At 68.5% G+C, this 16,393-nt stretch carries 17 protein-coding genes; 10 read left to right on the forward strand and 7 right to left on the reverse strand.

The features are described from left to right. The first annotated feature begins 12 nt into the window (after positions 1 to 12). On the forward strand, positions 13 to 1,233 hold the full coding sequence (locus NP4_RS01295; protein ID WP_255285350.1) for an AbrB family transcriptional regulator: 1,221 nt from the start codon (positions 13 to 15) through the stop codon (positions 1,231 to 1,233). A gap of 331 nt (positions 1,234 to 1,564) precedes the next feature. Here NP4_RS01295 and NP4_RS01300 read toward each other — a convergent pair whose 3' ends face one another. Next, the gene (locus tag NP4_RS01300) at positions 1,565 to 1,981 is read right to left on the reverse strand and encodes a hypothetical protein (protein ID WP_067990604.1); all 417 of its coding nucleotides are present in this window, start codon (positions 1,979 to 1,981) and stop codon (positions 1,565 to 1,567) included. A gap of 134 nt (positions 1,982 to 2,115) precedes the next feature. Between NP4_RS01300 and NP4_RS01305 the strand changes: the two genes are divergently transcribed. Next, entirely contained in the window at positions 2,116 to 2,445 is a 330-nt protein-coding gene (locus NP4_RS01305; RefSeq protein WP_067990607.1) for an MmcQ/YjbR family DNA-binding protein, read from the forward strand. Here the strand turns inward: NP4_RS01305 and NP4_RS01310 are convergent, their stop codons facing one another. Then, positions 2,446 to 3,432, reverse strand: a complete 987-nt coding sequence (locus tag NP4_RS01310; RefSeq protein ID WP_067990609.1) for an ABC transporter substrate-binding protein — start codon at positions 3,430 to 3,432, stop codon at positions 2,446 to 2,448. It lies immediately after the preceding gene. A 183-nt stretch (positions 3,433 to 3,615) separates the two neighbouring features. Between NP4_RS01310 and NP4_RS01315 the strand changes: the two genes are divergently transcribed. From NP4_RS01315 to NP4_RS01325, 3 genes are all read left to right on the forward strand, one after another. Next, a complete protein-coding gene (locus NP4_RS01315) occupies positions 3,616 to 4,140 on the forward strand; it encodes a cysteine dioxygenase (protein WP_067991868.1) in 525 nt (174 codons plus the stop codon). A 10-nt stretch (positions 4,141 to 4,150) separates the two neighbouring features. After that, entirely contained in the window at positions 4,151 to 4,543 is a 393-nt protein-coding gene (locus NP4_RS01320; RefSeq protein ID WP_067990611.1) for a rhodanese-like domain-containing protein, read from the forward strand. Between the two features lie 77 nt (positions 4,544 to 4,620). Next, on the forward strand, positions 4,621 to 6,006 hold the full coding sequence (locus tag NP4_RS01325) for a DUF2252 domain-containing protein (RefSeq protein ID WP_067990613.1): 1,386 nt from the start codon (positions 4,621 to 4,623) through the stop codon (positions 6,004 to 6,006). A gap of 1 nt (position 6,007) precedes the next feature. Here NP4_RS01325 and NP4_RS01330 read toward each other — a convergent pair whose 3' ends face one another. Continuing rightward, positions 6,008 to 7,057 (reverse strand): aminotransferase class V-fold PLP-dependent enzyme, encoded by a 1,050-nt coding sequence (locus NP4_RS01330; RefSeq protein ID WP_067990616.1) that lies wholly within the window; start codon positions 7,055 to 7,057, stop codon positions 6,008 to 6,010. Between the two features lie 10 nt (positions 7,058 to 7,067). Continuing rightward, positions 7,068 to 8,048 (reverse strand): MBL fold metallo-hydrolase, encoded by a 981-nt coding sequence (locus NP4_RS01335; RefSeq protein WP_114755475.1) that lies wholly within the window; start codon positions 8,046 to 8,048, stop codon positions 7,068 to 7,070. Positions 8,049 to 8,112: 64 nt separating this feature from the next. Here NP4_RS01335 and NP4_RS01340 point away from each other — a divergent pair, with 64 nt between their 5' ends. Both NP4_RS01340 and NP4_RS01345 read left to right on the forward strand, forming a co-directional pair. Next, positions 8,113 to 8,586: a MerR family transcriptional regulator gene (locus NP4_RS01340; protein WP_082875425.1), complete on the forward strand. Its 474-nt coding sequence runs from the start codon at positions 8,113 to 8,115 to the stop codon at positions 8,584 to 8,586. Positions 8,587 to 8,663: 77 nt separating this feature from the next. Next, positions 8,664 to 10,475, forward strand: coding sequence for a GTP-binding protein (locus tag NP4_RS01345; RefSeq protein WP_067990619.1), 1,812 nt, complete (start codon positions 8,664 to 8,666; stop codon positions 10,473 to 10,475). Here NP4_RS01345 and NP4_RS01350 read toward each other — a convergent pair. Next, positions 10,466 to 11,056, reverse strand: a complete 591-nt coding sequence (locus tag NP4_RS01350) for a TetR/AcrR family transcriptional regulator (RefSeq protein WP_245996884.1) — start codon at positions 11,054 to 11,056, stop codon at positions 10,466 to 10,468. The genes NP4_RS01345 and NP4_RS01350 overlap by 10 nt on opposite strands. A 190-nt stretch (positions 11,057 to 11,246) precedes the next feature. On the opposite strand from NP4_RS01350, the gene NP4_RS01355 reads away from it, so the two are divergent. The 3 genes from NP4_RS01355 to NP4_RS01365 all read left to right on the forward strand — a co-directional run bounded on the left by NP4_RS01355 (position 11,247) and on the right by NP4_RS01365 (position 14,922). Beyond that, complete coding sequence (locus NP4_RS01355; RefSeq protein WP_245996885.1) at positions 11,247 to 12,620, forward strand: MFS transporter; 1,374 nt, start codon at positions 11,247 to 11,249, stop codon at positions 12,618 to 12,620. Positions 12,621 to 12,727: 107 nt separating this feature from the next. Then, the gene (locus NP4_RS01360; RefSeq protein ID WP_067991876.1) at positions 12,728 to 13,732 is read left to right on the forward strand and encodes an isopenicillin N synthase family dioxygenase; all 1,005 of its coding nucleotides are present in this window, start codon (positions 12,728 to 12,730) and stop codon (positions 13,730 to 13,732) included. Next, positions 13,729 to 14,922: a GNAT family N-acetyltransferase gene (locus tag NP4_RS01365; RefSeq protein ID WP_067990621.1), complete on the forward strand. Its 1,194-nt coding sequence runs from the start codon at positions 13,729 to 13,731 to the stop codon at positions 14,920 to 14,922. Before NP4_RS01360 ends, NP4_RS01365 begins: the two co-directional genes overlap by 4 nt. Here the strand turns inward: NP4_RS01365 and NP4_RS01370 are convergent. Both NP4_RS01370 and NP4_RS01375 read right to left on the reverse strand, forming a co-directional pair. Continuing rightward, the gene (locus NP4_RS01370) at positions 14,903 to 15,832 is read right to left on the reverse strand and encodes a GlxA family transcriptional regulator (RefSeq protein WP_067990623.1); all 930 of its coding nucleotides are present in this window, start codon (positions 15,830 to 15,832) and stop codon (positions 14,903 to 14,905) included. The genes NP4_RS01365 and NP4_RS01370 overlap by 20 nt on opposite strands. Beyond that, complete coding sequence (locus NP4_RS01375; protein ID WP_067990626.1) at positions 15,829 to 16,380, reverse strand: cysteine hydrolase family protein; 552 nt, start codon at positions 16,378 to 16,380, stop codon at positions 15,829 to 15,831. The genes NP4_RS01370 and NP4_RS01375 overlap by 4 nt, the downstream gene beginning before the upstream one ends. Between the last annotated feature and the right edge of the window lie 13 nt (positions 16,381 to 16,393).

Raw genomic sequence — 16,393 nt, forward strand, 5'->3', positions numbered from 1 at the left:
ACGCGGAGGCAGGTGATCGGTTGGATAGTGTTGCTGGTGGCGGTGCTCGCCATTGCCGAATTGCTCGACAGAGTGCGTTTTCCGGCGCCCCAGATGATCGTCGCGATCATCGTGGGCGCGATTCTGGCCCTGACCGGGCGGCTGCCCGCGCCGATGCCCAAGCAGGTGTCGGTCGGGGTGCAGGCCATGCTCGGTGTGCTGATGGGCAGTTATCTCGAAGTGTCGCTGCTGGGTTCGATCGGGCTGGCGCTGTTGCCGGTGCTGGCGATCACCGCCGCGACCCTGGTGGTGAGTCTGCTCGTGGCGCTGGTGTTCGCGCGCTTCACCAAGGTGGCCCTGCCGACCGCCACGCTGGGGCTGCTGGCCGGTGGTTCGGCGGCGGTGGTGTCGTGCGCCGACGATATGGACGCCGATCCGCGGCAGGTGGCGTTCATGCAGTATCTGCGGGTGCTGCTGGTGGCGGTCAGCGCCCCCGCGGTGGGTGCGCTGCTCGATTCCGGTGATCACACCGAACATCCCGCGGTCGTGGCCAGCAAGGTGACCAACTCCTCGCTGCCGCACTGGGCGATGGTCGGGCGCGGTGATCAGGTCGCGGGGCTGTGCATCGCGATCGTGCTGTGCCTGATCGGGATTCGGGTCGGGCGGCTGCTGCGCATCCCGAGCCCCACGCTGATCGGTCCGATGCTCATTACCGCGGCGCTGACCGCGCTGGGCCTGAGTCACGGCTACGCGCCGACCAACCTGTTCAAGGAATCGCTGTTCGTACTGATCGGATTCGATGTCGGCACCCGCTTCACCCGGGCCGTCGTCACGGAGATGGCCCGCATGATTCCGGGTATGGCCATCGCGATCGGTGTGCTGTCGGTAGCCGTCGCGGCCCTGGCGTACGTGCTGTCGCTGTTCGTCGATCTGGAACTGTCCGATCTGTACCTGGCCACCACGCCCGGCGGTATCAACGCGGTCCTGGCCGCGGCCGAGGGTATGGGCGCGAACATGCCATTGATAACCAGCGTCCAAAGCGTCCGCCTACTCTTCATGGTCGCCATGCTCCCGCTCATGGCCCGCCTGTTCCGCTACTGGACCACCCGCCAGGCCACCACCCGAATAGCCACCAAACTCGCCGCCGCCCAACCCCCCACCCCCACCGAAACCCCCGAGCCCCCCATAGTCGAGGCCGAAGACCTCCCCCCACTCCCCGCAAACCCCCACCCCACCCCGGTCCGAACCAGCTGACCCCACCCGCAATGCCGTGGGCCCTCAGCTTCTCCCCGCAACGCCGCGGGCCTTCTCCCCGCACTATCGCGGCTTCAACTTCTCCCGCAGTGTCGCGGCCCTCAGCTTCTTCCCGCAGTGTCGCGGGCCCTCAACTTCTCCCGCAGTGTCGCGGCCCTCAACTGCTCCCGCAATGTCGCGGGCCCTCAACTTCTTCCCGAACTCTCGCGGACCCACCATCTGCCGCAATTCCCCGCAGTACAGCGTTGCCCCCAGTTCCCCCGCCGTGCAGCGTCGCCCCCAGTTTCCCCGCCGTGCAGCGCAGCGCGATGCACGGCGGGGATCCCCGGCACTACTGAGTCTTCTGCGGCGTGGAAGCCTTCTGGTCCGCACCACCGCTCTGCTGACCCTGCTGCCCCTGCTGGCTCTGTTGGCCCTGCTGCCCGGAATTCGAGCTCTGCTGGCTCTGCTGTTGGCCGCTGCCCTGCTGGCCGCCGCTCTGCTGCTGGTCGCCACCGACGATCTGCTTCCACCAGGCATCGAGCTTCTGGCGGGCCTCGGGGCTGTAGCTCGCGGTCTCGTTCGACGCGCAGGCCTGGCCCTCCGCCAGCGGGCGGTGCTGCACGACGTCCACGCTGGGCAGCGGAATGACGGATTCGCACCGGTCGGGCGTGGGCATCGGATCGGTCGGGGTGGCGGCCAGGGCGGTGACGGGAGCGAACAGCACCATCGCCGCCGCGGCCAGGCCTAGCGGTACATGCGTACGCACGAAGCTATTCCTTTCTCGAAAGGTAAGTACTCAGGCGGAACACGCATGTGGAATGTAACCGGCATATCGCCTGGTAGGTGGGACCCCGAGGTCGGAGTTTCGAATTCGGTCCCGCACCTGGAAGGATTTCGGGAGTGAGCACCACCGCCGAGGATGTCCGTACTTTCGCACTGTCATTACCCGAGACATCCGAGCAATTCCAATGGGGCATGCCGACTTTCCGCGTCGCGGGCAAACTGTTCCTCACCCTGCCCGAGGAGGAATCCTCGATGGCGGTGCGCTGTCCGATAGCCGAGCGCGACGAGTTGGTTCTGGCCGAACCCGACAAGTTCTGGATCGCCGCGCACGAGGCGGGCAACGCCTGGGTCCGGGTGCGGCTGGCCGCGCTCGACGATCGCGAGGAACTCGAGACCATTGTGCGCGACTCCTGGCAGCAGGCCGCGCCCCGAAACCTGGTCGAATGATCAGGCGGCCTTCTTCGGCAGCCCGGGCGGATTCACGCGGGACTGCGTGACGGCCTCGGACCTCAGCCCCCACCGATCCAACACCTGCTGATAGGTACCGTGCTCGATCGTGTACTGCAGCGCATCGTGAATCGGCCCGATGAGACCGTTGTCCTTACGCGTCAGCACCGCGATCTCGGCCTGCAGCGCATCGCCCGCGCCGGAATAGGTCGCCACGAGCTCGGTCTGGCCGGAGGTCGCCGAATGATAGACCGCGACCGGATTGGGCCCGAGATATCCGTCGAGCCGATGCGAGGCGAGCGCCAGATAGTAATCGGTGGATTGCTGATAGTAGGCGATATCGATTTTCGGCAACCCCTCCGCGACATTGCGGTCGTTCCACTGCACCAGCAGCTGTTCCTGATTGGTCCCGCTGCCGACCCCGATCCGCTTGCCCGCCAGCGATTTCCGATCCTGATAGGTCCAATCCGCGCCCTTGGGCACCTCGAGCGCCAGATTGTCCAGCCGATAGGTGGCGAAGTCGTATTTCTCCTTGCGTTCCTCGGTCACGGTCACATTGCCGATGAACGCGTCCACCGCACCGGAATCGATGGCCACGAAATTCTGCGCCCAATCCGCCGCGCGCACTTCGAGTTTCAGCCCGAGGGTATCGGCCACCAATGCGGCGAAGTCGATCTCCGAGCCGATGATGGTGTGATCGTCGGTGGCGTAGAAGCGCAGCGGCGCCCCGGCGGTCGCCGAACCGGTCACGATGAGCGTGCCTCGGTCGCGAACGGCCTTGGGCAGCCGGTCCGCGATCGCGTCCACCTTCTGCCCGCGCACCCGCCCGGTCTGCTGCGGCGACAGATCGAAGCTCTGCCCGTTCACCGAGCGCACCTCGGTATCGGTATCGGATCCGCCGCAGGCGCCGACCGCCAGCGCGGTGGTGACCAGTGCGGCGGCCAGCGCCAGGGTGCGTCGGCGGCGGCCGGTGCGGGAAATGAGCATGGCGGCGTCCTTTTCGTGCGAGGCCGCGGGTGAAGCCCAGGGCCGGAACAGCTTTCTCGACCTGAAATCCAACAAAAAGGACAGCCGTTGGCGCGGGTTTTGTTCACGCTGATCGTGGTTGATGGCAATCGCGGCCCGGCGGCGGACAATTCGGAAAACGCCCGTCGACCCGTGAGGAGCGCGGTGACCACGTCACTACCGGTGAACCTCAAGCACGCCAAGGACATTCATCCCGGAGTCGACGTGCCCTCCTTACACGAGGCGGTGCATCCCGAACGCACCCTGTGGTCGGCCGCCGAACTGCACGAGCTGACCGGCGAGGTGGCCGCCACCCTGGCCACGCCGCTGCTGGACATCGTGCGCTTCGACGCGGGCCAGCGCTGGTGGGCGCGGTTGGCGCTGACCATGGGCGTGGAGCTGTGGCTGCTGTCGTGGGCCCCCGGCCAGGGCACCGAACCGCATGATCACGGCGGCGCGTCCGGCGCGTTCACCGTGACCATCGGCGCACTGCACGAGCAGTATCGGCATGCGGGCGGCCCGCTGCGCACGGCCGACTGGACCATCGGCGATACCGTGGCCTTCGGACCGCAGCGCGCACATCAACTACGCAACACCAGCGACGGCCCGGCCGCCTCGGTGCACGCCTATTCGCCGCCGCTGCGGCCGGTGCGGGAGTATCGCGACCTGACCGATTTCACGGGACTGTGAAGGAGACGCCGTGAGTGTGCAGGAACTTCTCGATCGCGCCCGCGCCCGCCTGCTGCGCGTGGATCCCCAGCAGGCAGCCGCCCTCCAGGCCGACGGCGCGCTGCTGATCGATATTCGACCGCATGCCAATCGCGCCGCCGAGGGCGAGATTCCGGGCGCGCTCATCATCGAGCGCATCGTGCTGGAATGGCGACTCGATCCCACCGGCGACCATCGCCTGCCCGGCTTGGCCGCCGACACCCCGGTCGTGCTGATCTGCAACGAGGGCTACGCCTCGAGCCTGGCCGCCGCCGACGCACAGCGTTTGGGCCTGACCCACGCCACCGATCTGGTCGGCGGCTTCCGGGCCTGGCGGGCGGCCGGATTGCCGACCGTCCCGGGCGGTTCGGCGTCGCTGCCCTGAACCGCCGCACATAACGGGTCCGAATCGACGCGACGGGCACGACGGTTTCGCCCGCCTCGCGGATTACAGTCCCAGATATGGTGACGGCGACTGTGCGGGCCACGGGGGAGGATCTGGCGTCGGCCGAGGTCGGCAAGGCCACGCGCAAGCGAGTGCCGCGCTCGTCGCTGGGCAGATGGGAGCCCGGCGCGGACCGCCCGGATCCCATCGCGATCCTCGAGCGGCAGGCCGCGACCCGGGTGCCGATGCTGGTGCCGATTCGATACGGCCGCATGGCCGCCGGACTGTTCCCGTTCTATCGCGGCGCGCCCGCGATCATGGCCGCCGATCTGGCCGCGAGTCCGAACACCGGGCTCACGGTGCAGCTGTGCGGCGACGCGCATCTGTCGAACTTCGGACTGTTCGCCTCGCCGGAGCGATCGCTGGTCTTCGACGTCAACGACTTCGACGAGACCCTGCCAGGGCCCTTCGAATGGGATGTCAAACGCCTGGTCGCCAGCGTCGCGGTGGCCGCGCGGGCCAACGGCGACAACGATTCCGATGCCGAGGCGGCCGCGACCGCCGCGGCCACCGGATATCGCGAGACCATGAACCGGCTCGCGGGCCTCGGCGAGACCGATGTCTGGTACGAGATGATCGACGCCGAGCGGGCCGCCGAACTGCTGCGGCCGCGCGTGCGCAAGCGCACCGAGAAGATCATCACCAAGGCCAGGACCCGCACCAGCCTGCAGGCCCTGGACAAACTCACCGCGCCCGGACCCGATGGCGAGCCGCGCATCCGCGAGGATCCGCCGCTGGTGCTCACCCTGCCCGATATCGAACGCGCACCGCTCGAGGCGATCCTGGCCGACTACCGCAATTCGCTCCCCGATGAACGGCAGGTGCTGCTGGACCGCTATCAGCTGCGCGACTACGCGATGAAGGTGGTCGGCGTGGGCAGCGTCGGTACCCGCTGCTTCATCGCGCTGCTCACCGGCCGCGCGATCGGCGATCCGCTTTTCCTGCAGGTCAAACAGGCCGAGGAATCGGTGCTCGCGCCGTATGTCCACGCCCACCACAGTCAACCGGCCCATCGCACCCACCTGCCGCATCAGGGCCATCGAGTCGTGCACGGACAGCGACTGACCCAGTCGGCCAGCGATATCTTCCTCGGCTGGGCCACCGGTCCGGACGGCCTGTTCTACTACTGGCGGCAGCTGCGCGATATGAAGGGCGCGCTGTCGATCGACGATATGGGGCCCGCCGAACTGCGTCAGTACGCGGCGCTGTGCGGCTATACCCTCGCCCGCGGCCACGCCCGTTCCGGGGACCGCCTGGCCATCGCCGCCTACCTCGGCACCGGTGATGTCTTCGACCGGGCGATGGGTGAGTTCGCGATGGCCTACACCGAGCAGACCGCCACCGACTACGAGGCGCTGACAACCGCGATCGAATCCGGCCGGATCACCGCTGAGGACGCCTGAATCAGTTCTGCGCCAAGGCTTTCAGCGCACGCTCCACATCGTCGGAACCGTTGTGTACGTGGAAGGACACGCGCAGCCCGCCGTCGCGCGCACTGGTGACGATCCCGGATTCGGCCAGCCGATCGGCGAATTCGCCCGCACCGGGCAGGGTGACGATAGGGGAGTCGCCCGCGATCGAGGGCAGGCCCAGCTCGGTGAGCCCGTCGCGGAACCGCGTGGCCAGGGCCCGGTTGTGGCGGCCGATCGCCTCGACGCCCAACTCCTCGATCAACCGCAGTCCGGCCACCGAGTACACCACGCCCAGCCAGTCCGGAGTGTCGTCCAGGCGGCGAACGGTATCCGAGAGACGCTGCGGCGCATACATTTCCGCCCAGCGATCGGCCGCGGCGTACCAGCCGGGCGAGACCGGACGGACCGCGTCGGCGATCGACGGATGCACCGCCAGCAGACTCACGCTGCGCGCGCCGAGCAGCCATTTGAACGTCGCGCAGACCCAGAAGTCGGCATCGTCGAAGCGCAGCGGCAGCCAGCCCGCGGCCTGCGTGGCGTCCAGCAGCAGCCAGGCATCGTTGGCCCGGGTGACCGCCCGCAATTCGGCCGGATCGATCGCGCGCCCGTCGGCCGACTGCACCACGCTCGCCGCCACCAGCGCGGTCTGCGGGCGCACCTCCTCGGCCAGGCGCGCCAGCGGGACCGCCCGCACGATCAGATCGCCGCGGTATCGGAAGGGATTGGGCACCGAGGCGAAATCGTCTTCCGGCACAAGCACTTCCGCGCCCGGCGGCAGCGCGACCGCGGCTGGGCCGATGAGCGAACCCACGCCGTGGCCGATGGCGACATCGTCGGCGGTGGCCCCGGACAGCAATCGCGCGAAACTCGCCCGCAGCGTCTCGACCTGATCGTCGTGCGTGGACGGGCTGCCGTAGCCGCCCGCCCATCGCTCGGTGACCGCGGCAACGCTCGCCAACGCGCGAGCGGGCGGCAGTCCATAGGACGCGGTATTGAGATAGACGGTCTCGCTGCGGAATTCGCCGGGCGCCAAGGGATCCATATCCGCAGTGTCATCCGGCGCGCTCGGCGTCGTCCATAGCCACCCGCTCGGCGTTGGACTGATTTGCCGCGTCCGCCACGTTGTCGAGGGCGCGGGCGGCGGTGTGATCGTGGGTCGGCACGATGCGCACGAGATGACGGGCCAGATGCAGGCGATGCAGGGTCGCGAAGGTTTCGTCGCGGTCGTGATCGGCGAGCGCGCCCGGGTAGGCGGCCTTCTGCCGGAGATCGTCGATCTGCAGGTGATGCCACGCCGCGTCCCCTGCCAGCAGGACCCAGCCGGTCGCGGTGTGCGCGAGGACGCCGACGCTGCCCGGGGTATGTCCGGCCAGATCCACCAGCACCACACTGGAATCGCCGAACAGATCGTGGCTGCGCGGGAAGGTCAGCACCGGCGGGCCGTCGAGTTCGTATTCGGAGATCGGCCGATCCCGCAGCGAATCCCGCACGCCGCCGACCGGTGCGGTGGGACCGCTCATCACCCATTCCCGTTCGGTGCGGTGCAGCCGCACGGGTAGCCCCGGCAGGTCGAGCAGACCGCAGACATGATCCCAGTGGGCGTGGGTGGGCAGGGCGAAATCGAGCGATGTCGACCCGAGCGCGGTGATCGTCGCCACGGTGTCCGCGGGCGGGCGCACCGCGACCCGCAGGATCGCGGGCAACTGCGCGATGGCACGACGTTCCACGTCGCGGCAGACGGCCGGATCCACGACGAAGGTGGCGCTCGGATGCCGAATCACGAACGAGGTCAACGCGTTCTCGACGCGTCGCGGCGCGAAGCGGCCCTCCACCACGGCCGGGGTCGGCACCGAACGCGGCGTCTGCGGGAGCGCGGTGATGTCGACGGTCGTCGTGGCGGCGGGCAGTCCCGCATCGACGATCGAGCGCAGCAGTCGCTGGTCGGCCGGGCGTGGGCGCAGCATTCCCCATGCGGAACCCACCGCGACGCCGCAGCATTCGACGAGGGTCGGGCGGCGTACCGGATCGGACATGATCACTCCTGTGCTGAGTCGGCGACCTGGATCGTCGCCGGGAACCGTGGCACCCTAAAACTTCATGTCGACACGAAGTAAAGGGTCTGCCTCGCCGGATTTGAAAATCGGCGACGCCGCGGTCGAACTGGGCATCGAGGCCCATGTGCTGCGGCACTGGGAATCGGCCGGTCTGCTCGCGCCCCCGCGCACGCCCTCGGGCCATCGCAGCTACGACCGCCAAACCCTCGACCAGGCCCGGATGATCCGAACGCTGCAGCGCACCGGCATGTCCCTGCTCGAGATCCGTCGCCTCGCGGACGCCGCATACCCCGATCGAATAGATCTGATCGCCGCCAAACGCGCGGATCTGGCCGCCCGGATGGCCGTCCTCGAGGCCACCGACCACTTCCTGGAACACATCCTCGAATGCCGACATCCGGTGATCGCCGACTGCCCGTCCTGTCGCTCCTTCGCGGCCGTGCGCCATGCCGCGAAATTCGGTTGCGCGCCCCCGGGCGAACATGTCAGCCTGCGGGAAACGTTTCCGTCCAGCTGAAGGAGTTGGGATGCGCCGGTTCTACGAGGGACTTCGGATACCTTGTCGGACCGTGACTTTCGAGGATCTCGGCGCATATGCCAATTCACCGCACACTCAATATCGGGATTGTCGCCCATGTCGACGCCGGTAAGACCAGCCTGACCGAACGGCTGCTGTACGACACCGGGGCCATCGACACCCTCGGCAGCGTCGACGCGGGCACCACCCGCACCGATACCGGCGATATCGAGCGGCAGCGCGGTATCACCGTGCGCTCGGCCGTCGTGTCGTTCACCGTGGGCGACATACAGGTCAATGTGATCGATACGCCCGGTCACAGCGATTTCGTCGCGGAGGTGGATCGGGCGCTACGCGTACTCGACGCGGCCGTACTGGTGATCTCGGCGGTCGAGGGCGTGCAGGCGCACACCCGGACGCTGATGCGCATTCTTCGTGACATGCGTTTGCCCACACTGATATTCGTCAACAAGATCGACCGCCCCAACGCGCGGCCCGAGCAACTGCTGGCCGAAATAGCCTGGCGTGTCACGCCGTATCCGCTCGTTATCGCCGAAGACCTCGCCGATATCGCGGAAACACTTGCCGAACAGGATGATTCGCTGCTCGCCGCACTCGTCGACGGCCCACCGCCGACACCGGCCACACTGCAAGCGGCCCTGCGCGACCAACTCGCTCGCGGCCTGGTGCATCCGGTCTACTTCGGATCGGCGCTCACCGGCCACGGTGTCGACGCGCTGATCCGGGCGATCACCGAACTGCTGCCCATCCCCGAATCGGCCGATGGGCCGACGCCCCGCGGCACGATCTTCGCCGTCGAGCGCTCGGCCTCGGGCGCGAAAACCGCCTACCTGCGCCTGTTCTCGGGTACCGTCACCACTCGCGATCGCCTGGCCCTGAGTCGTCGCGACTACGACGGAACCACCGTTCGCCACACCGGCCGCATCACCACGCTGCGGGTGGTGGGCGGCGGGTCCGGACCCCTGACGGCCGGGAATATCGGCCGGATCACCGGCCCGTCCGATCTGCGGGTCGGCGATACGCTCGGCGTCCCAACCGATTCCGAACAGCCGCGCTTCGCCGTACCGACCCTGCGCACGCTGGTCCGCGCCCGCACGGGCACGCCCGCGGCCCTGCATGCCGCGCTACGGCAACTGGCCGAACAGGATCCGCTGCTGCATATCCGCGTGGAACCCGACGGCGACACCTCGATCCTGCTCTATGGCGAGATCCAGCGGGAGATCATCGCGACCACGCTGTCGGACCGATACGGCATCGATGCCGAATTCCTCGCGACCGAACCGCTGCGCGTCGAACGTGTCACCGGCACCGGCGCGGCGATCGAGGAAATGGGTTATCGCGCAGCGAGTTCGCACGGTTTCTGGGCGACCGTCGGCCTGCGCGTCGACCCCGGGCCACCGGGAACCACCTTTCGCTACGAGACCGAACTCGGCGCACTTCCGCGCGCATTCCATTGCGCCATAGCCGAATCCGTGCACGCCACACTCCGCCGCGGAACCGACGGCCGACCGATCACCGACTGCGTCGTCACCCTCATCCGCTCCGGATTCGCGGCGCCGATCTCGACCGCCGCCGATTTCCGCGGCCTGACGCCACTGGTACTCACACAGGCGCTGCGCCGCGCCGGAACCGAAATCCTGGAGCCCACAGACGCTTTCGAACTCGACCTGCCCGCCGACACACTCGCCCCCGTACTCACCGCGCTCATCGCACTCGGCGCGAGCATCCAGAACTCCGAGGCGGTCGCGGACGCCTGGCGGCTGACCGGAACGATCGCGACGCGCGCGGTCGACGCCGTGCGGCACCGGCTGCCCGCACTCACCCGAGGTGAGGCGGATTGGTGGTCGCGTCCGGCCGGTTACCGCTGATCGGTCGCGCGCAGGCCGTCCCAGGCGACCGCCAGCAGTCGATCGGCGGCCTCGCGGCCGGCGGATTCGCAGGCCGCGCCGATGCCGTGGGCCAGGCGCAGGACATCGCGCGGTTCGATATCGGTGCGGATCAGGCCCGCCTCCTGCGCCGGGTGCAGCACCGCCGCGGCGGCCTCGGAGACCAGGGCCGAACAGAGGGTGAAGGTTTCGGAATTGCGGTCGATCGCGGCCTTGAGGGTGAGCGCGAGGCTGCGTTCGTTCATCACGAAATCCACCTGCGCGTGCAGCCAGCCGCGCAGGGCCTCACCCGGCGGCTCGGTATCGCGCAGTTCGAACGCGCGCTGGGCCAGCGCCTCGATTTGGGAGCGGTAGACCGCCTCGATGAGCGCGTCGCGATTGGGGAAATGGCGATACAGCGTTCCGGCGCCGACTCCCGCGCGCCGGGCGATATCGTCCAGCGGCGCCTCCGGCCCGTGCTCGGCGAAGGCATCGCGCGCGCTGGCCACGATGCGCTCGTAGTTGCGGCGCGCGTCCGCGCGCATCGGCCGCTGGGTCGGCGGTGCGTCCACAGTCTTCTCCACGGGAAACACGTCTCCTCCACTGGAAACGGATGCTTTCTCCGTTTAGGCTTGCGTAAACGGAGATCTTCTCCATATGCTAGCTCCATCGATAAACGGAGACTGTCTCCGTTTGGTTCCTTCGCTCGATGGAGTGTCCTTGTCTACTCCCACGATTACCGCCCCACCACGTCTACACACCGGATCCCCGCGTTTGCGTACGGGGATCGTCCTGGTCACGCTGCTGACCTGCCAGTTGATGATCATTCTCGACATCACCGTGATGAATGTGGCCCTGCCGCGCATCCGGACCGATCTGCACTTCAGTGCGACCGGCCTGTCCTGGGTCATGGACGCCTACACCCTGGTCTTCGGTGGATTGCTGCTGCTCGGCGGACGCGCGGGTGATCTGTTCGGGCGGCGACGCCTGTTCATCGCCGGGACGGTGCTGTTCACCCTGGCCTCACTGCTGGGCGGCCTCGCACCGTCGGCGGGCTGGCTGCTCGCGGCCCGGGTCCTGCAGGGCATCGGCGGCGCGATGGCCGGACCCAATACCCTGGCCCTGCTGACCACGACCTTCCATGAACCGAAGGCGCGCATTCGGGTACTTGCCCTGTTCTCCGGAATGTCGAGTGCCGGATTCGCGATCGGCCTGCTGGTGGGCGGGCTGCTCACCGAGTGGCTGGGCTGGCGTTCGGCGCTGTTCATCAATGTGCCCTTCGGCCTGCTCGTCGTCGCGTTCGCGCTGCGCTACCTGCCCGAGGCGCCGCGGCGGCCCGCGCGCTTGGATCTGCCGGGCGCGATCACCGCGACCGGCGGTGTGGCCGCGCTGGTGTACGGGTTCATCAGCGCCGCGTCCAACGGCTGGGGCGATCTCACGACCGCGACCTCGCTGACCGCGGGCGCGGTGCTGCTGGCGGCCTTCCTGGTGGTGGAACGCCGTGCGCCGCAACCGCTGCTGCCGCTGCACCTGTTCACCGATCGCACCCGCGCCGCGGCCTACACCAATATGTTCCTCGGGCCGATGGCCGGGATGTCTATGTTCTTCTTTCTCACCCAGTATCTGCAGGAGGTTCGCGGAATGAGCGCCCTGGCAACGGGTTTCGCCTTCCTGCCGACCGCGGCGCTGATGTTCGCCATGATCCGGCTGATTCCGCGACTGCTGCCGCGCCTGGGGCCCAAACCCATCACGGTCACCGGCACCGCGGCGATGATCGCCGGACTGGTGCTGCTGACCCGGCTGACGCCCGACAGCGGCTACTTCCCGCTGCTGCTGGCGGCGATGGTGCTCATGGGTTGCGGTATCGGGCTGGCGTTCTCGCCGCTGAACGTGATCATCATGTCCACGGTGTCCCCGGAGGAGGCCGGGGCCGCGGGCGGTGCGCTGCAGACGCTGCAGCAGACCGGCGGCGCGCTGGGACTGGCGATTCTGGTGACCGTCTTCGGCACGGCCGCACGCGGTGCGTCGGGTTCGGCGGCGCAGGTGCTGGTCAGCGGCATCACCACCGCATTCGCCGCCGCGGTGGTCATCGCGATCCTGACCTTCCTGGTCGCGCTCACCTTCCCGCGGGTGAGCCGGTCGAACTGATTGGGCCGCAGGGTGTTCCGCCGCACAACGGGGTGCGGCGGACCCGGTCGGAATCACCCTGAGTCAAAGCCTGTCGGCGGGTGGGCCGCCGGGCCTACCATCCGGCCATGACCGCCCGTCTGCCGCTCATCGATATCTCCCGATTCCGCGGCCCACGGCGGGCCGAATTCCTCGCCGACCTGCGCCACGCCGCGCACGAGGTCGGCTTCTTCTATGTCGTCGGCCACGGTGTCCCGGACGCGCTGACCACGGGCATCTTCGAGGTGGCCCGGCAGTTCTTCGCACTGCCGCTGCAACAGCGGCGCGAGATCGACAACATCAACTCCCCGCAGTTCCGCGGCTACACCGTCACCGGCAACGAATACACCGCGGGCGCACCGGATCGCCGCGAACAGATCGATATCGGTCCCGAACGCGAGGCGCTCGAGCTCGGCCCGGACGATCCGGCCTGGCTGCGGCTGATCGGTCCGAATCAGTGGCCCGCGGCGCTGCCGCGGCTGCGCGAGACCACTCTGGCCTGGCAGGCCGAGGCGCTGCGGGTGAGTCGAGAGGTGTTGCGCGCCTTGGCCGCCGCGCTCGGACAGGACGAGGGCTATTTCGACGCGTGGTTCGACGCGGAGGCGGCGGCGCATCTGAAGATCGTCCACTATCCCGGCCGCGACACCGACGGCGACGATCAGGGCGTCGGTGCGCACAAGGACTACGGCTATCTGGCCCTGCTGCAACAGGACGAGGTCGGCGGCCTGCAGGTGCAGGGGCCCGACGGCTGGATCGACGCCGTGCCGGTGCCGGGCAGCTTCGTATTCAACATCGGCGAGATGCTCGAGATCGCCACCGGCGGCTATCTGACCGCGACCCGGCATCGCGTGGTGAGCCCGCCCGCCGGGGTGGACCGCTACTCGGTGCCGTTCTTCCTCGGTCCCCGGCTGGACGCGGTGGTGCAACCGCTGAATCTGCCCGCTGAACTGGCCGTGCGCGCCCGCGGGGTGAGCCGGGAGGCGGACAATCCGCTGCACGCGCGGTACGGGGAGAACGCGCTGCGCGGCTGGCTGCGATCGCATCCGAAGGTGGCGCGGCGCTGGTGGTCCGACGTCCTCGCGCAGCGCTCATGACCGTCGTCGAGGCGCTGGCTCGCGCGGATGAAATTCGCAGGGCCCATGGGGTTTTCCGCACGGCCATGGTCGGCCTGCCGCCGTTGCCGCCCGACGCGGACGGGCTGTGGGAGCCCGGGCGGACACTGGGCGCGCGGGTGGACGGGGAACTGGTCGGCACCGCCAACTCCTATACGAGCTGGCTGGTGGTTCCCGGCGGCGATCGCCTCCCGCAGGCCGCGGTGACCCATGTCGGCGTCCTGCCCACCCATACCCGCCGCGGCGTGCTGACCGCGCTGCTGCGCCGCCAGCTCGCCGACTTCGCCGCGCGCGGTGAGATCGTCGCGACCCTGCGCGCCTCACAGGGCGGAATCTACGAGCGCTTCGGCTACGGCGTGGCCGGTTCGATGGCCCGCCTCGAACTGGACCCGCATCGAGCCCGCCTGCGCGACACCGTGCCCGCCTCCGGCCCCATCCGCCTGCTCGACGCGGCCACCGCGTGGGAATCGCTCGCCAAAATCTATGCGGCCCTGGATCTCTCACGCCCCGGCTGTATCGACCGCCCGCAGTACTGGTGGCGACTACAGGAATATACCCACGGCACACCCGGCTACGTCGCGACCCACGGAATCCCCGGCGGCGAAGACGGATTCCTGCGCTACCGCCCCCTGGACACCACCGACTGGCCCCGCAGCCGAGACCGCACCCTGGTCGTCGACGATCTGTTCGCCACCACCCCGAACGCCTACGCGGGCCTGCTGCGCCACCTGCTGTCCACCGATGTCGCCGACCGAATCGTCTTCCCCGCCGTGGCTTCCGACGAACCCGTGCGCCACCTGCTCACCGACGAACGGGCCACCACACTGACCGCCCTGCGCGACGAAACCTGGCTCCGCCTCGTCGACGCCCTCGCGGCCCTGCGCCGCCGCACCTACCGCCCCGGCCCCCCGATCATCCTCGCCGTCACCGATCCGCTCCTACCCGACAATTCCGGCAGCTATCGAATATCGGCCGAATCCACCACCCGCACAGCCGAACCCGCCGATCTCACCACCGATATCGCCGCCCTCGCCGCCACCTACCTGGGCGGCACGACCTGGCGACACCTGTCCCTGGCGGGCCGCGTCACCGAACATACCCCCGGCGCACTGGACCGTGCCGACGACCTGTTCGCCACCCGCGAAGCGCCGTTCAGCGGCACGTGGTTCTGACCGGACCGCGCGAGCGAAGACGGCGCAGCATCCGGGCGTCCTCGAAACCGACTGCCGCGGCGGCGGTTTCGCGGGTGGCGCCGTGGTCGATCAGATGCTCGGCGCGTTCGAGACGCAGTATCTGCTGGTAGCGCAGCGGGGTGAGGCCCTCGGTGGCGCGGCTGAACAGTCGGGTCAGGGTGCGGGGACTGACGCCCACGGATTCGGACAGGTAGGTGAGCGGGAGGGTTTCGTCGAATCGCGCCTCGATGAGATCCTGCACGCGGTGGACGACGTCGTCGAGGTGGGAACGATGCCGCAGCAGCGCACTGGTCTGCGGATCGTCGCCATTGCGCCGCAGGAATACAACCATATCCCGGGCCACCAGGCCCGCGAGGGCGGCACCGTGCCGCACCGCCAGCAGATGCAGTGCGAGGTCGATACCGCTGGCTATTCCGGCCGAGGTCGCCACCCGCCGGTCGACCGTGTACAGCACATCCCGGACGACCGTGGCCGACGGATATCTGCGGGCCAGTTCCTCCTGCAGCTGATGATGGGTGGTGCACTCACGTCCGTCGAGCAATCCGGCCTGTCCCAGCGCATCGGCCCCCGAGCAGACGCTGACCACGAAACCACCGGCGGTGTGGTGTTCGCGCAACCGCGCGCCCAGTTCCCGCGACACCTCCGGGCCACCCCTCAGGCTCGGCGCGCGTCCGCCGGGCACCACGATCAGATCCGCCGAAGTCGTTGTCGGCCACATTGTTTCGGCCGCTACCGGCAGGCCCTGGGCGCTGTGCACCTGGCTTTGCTCGGCGAAGTATTCGAGCCGGTACGGATGCCCGAACTGCGCCGCGGTATCGAAGACGTGCGCCGGACCGGCCAGATCGATCAGATGGAATCCGGGCAGCAGCACGAAGACGACGCGACTCACACCGATGATACTGCCAGTTCGGCCTCGAGGTCGGCCACGGTGACGATGCGCGCGAACCTGTCCCGCAGGACCGCCACCGTGCGCTCGACGACGGCCTCGGCACTCAGGCCGCCGACCGGATCCGTGGTGGTAGCGTCCACGACGAAGGTCATGTCGTAGCCGAGATCGCTGCCCACTCGCGTGGTGGTCTCCACACACTGTTCGGTGCGAATACCGCAGACAACCAGTTCGCGCACGCCCTTCTCGGTGAGCACTCGCTGCAGATTCGTCGTGGTGAAGGCGTTGTGGGAAGTCTTGTGCAGCAATGGCTCTCCTTCCAGCGGACCCTCCAGCTCGTCGAGCAGGCGCACATGCCCCGAGGCCGGATCGAAGACATCGCCGGTGCCGGGTTCGCAGTGCAGCACCCACACGACGAGGTCGCCGCGGGTCCGGGCGAGCCGGACCAGCCTATCGACCGATCGCGCGATCCGCGGATCGGCGATCTCCGCCCACGAAGGCCGGGCGCGAAAGGACTCCTGAACATCGATGACCAACAGGGCTCGTTGCATGAGACATATCCTG

The sequence above is a fragment of the Nocardia pseudobrasiliensis NBRC 108224 genome (assembly GCF_001613105.1).
Lineage (GTDB): Bacteria > Actinomycetota > Actinomycetes > Mycobacteriales > Mycobacteriaceae > Nocardia > Nocardia pseudobrasiliensis.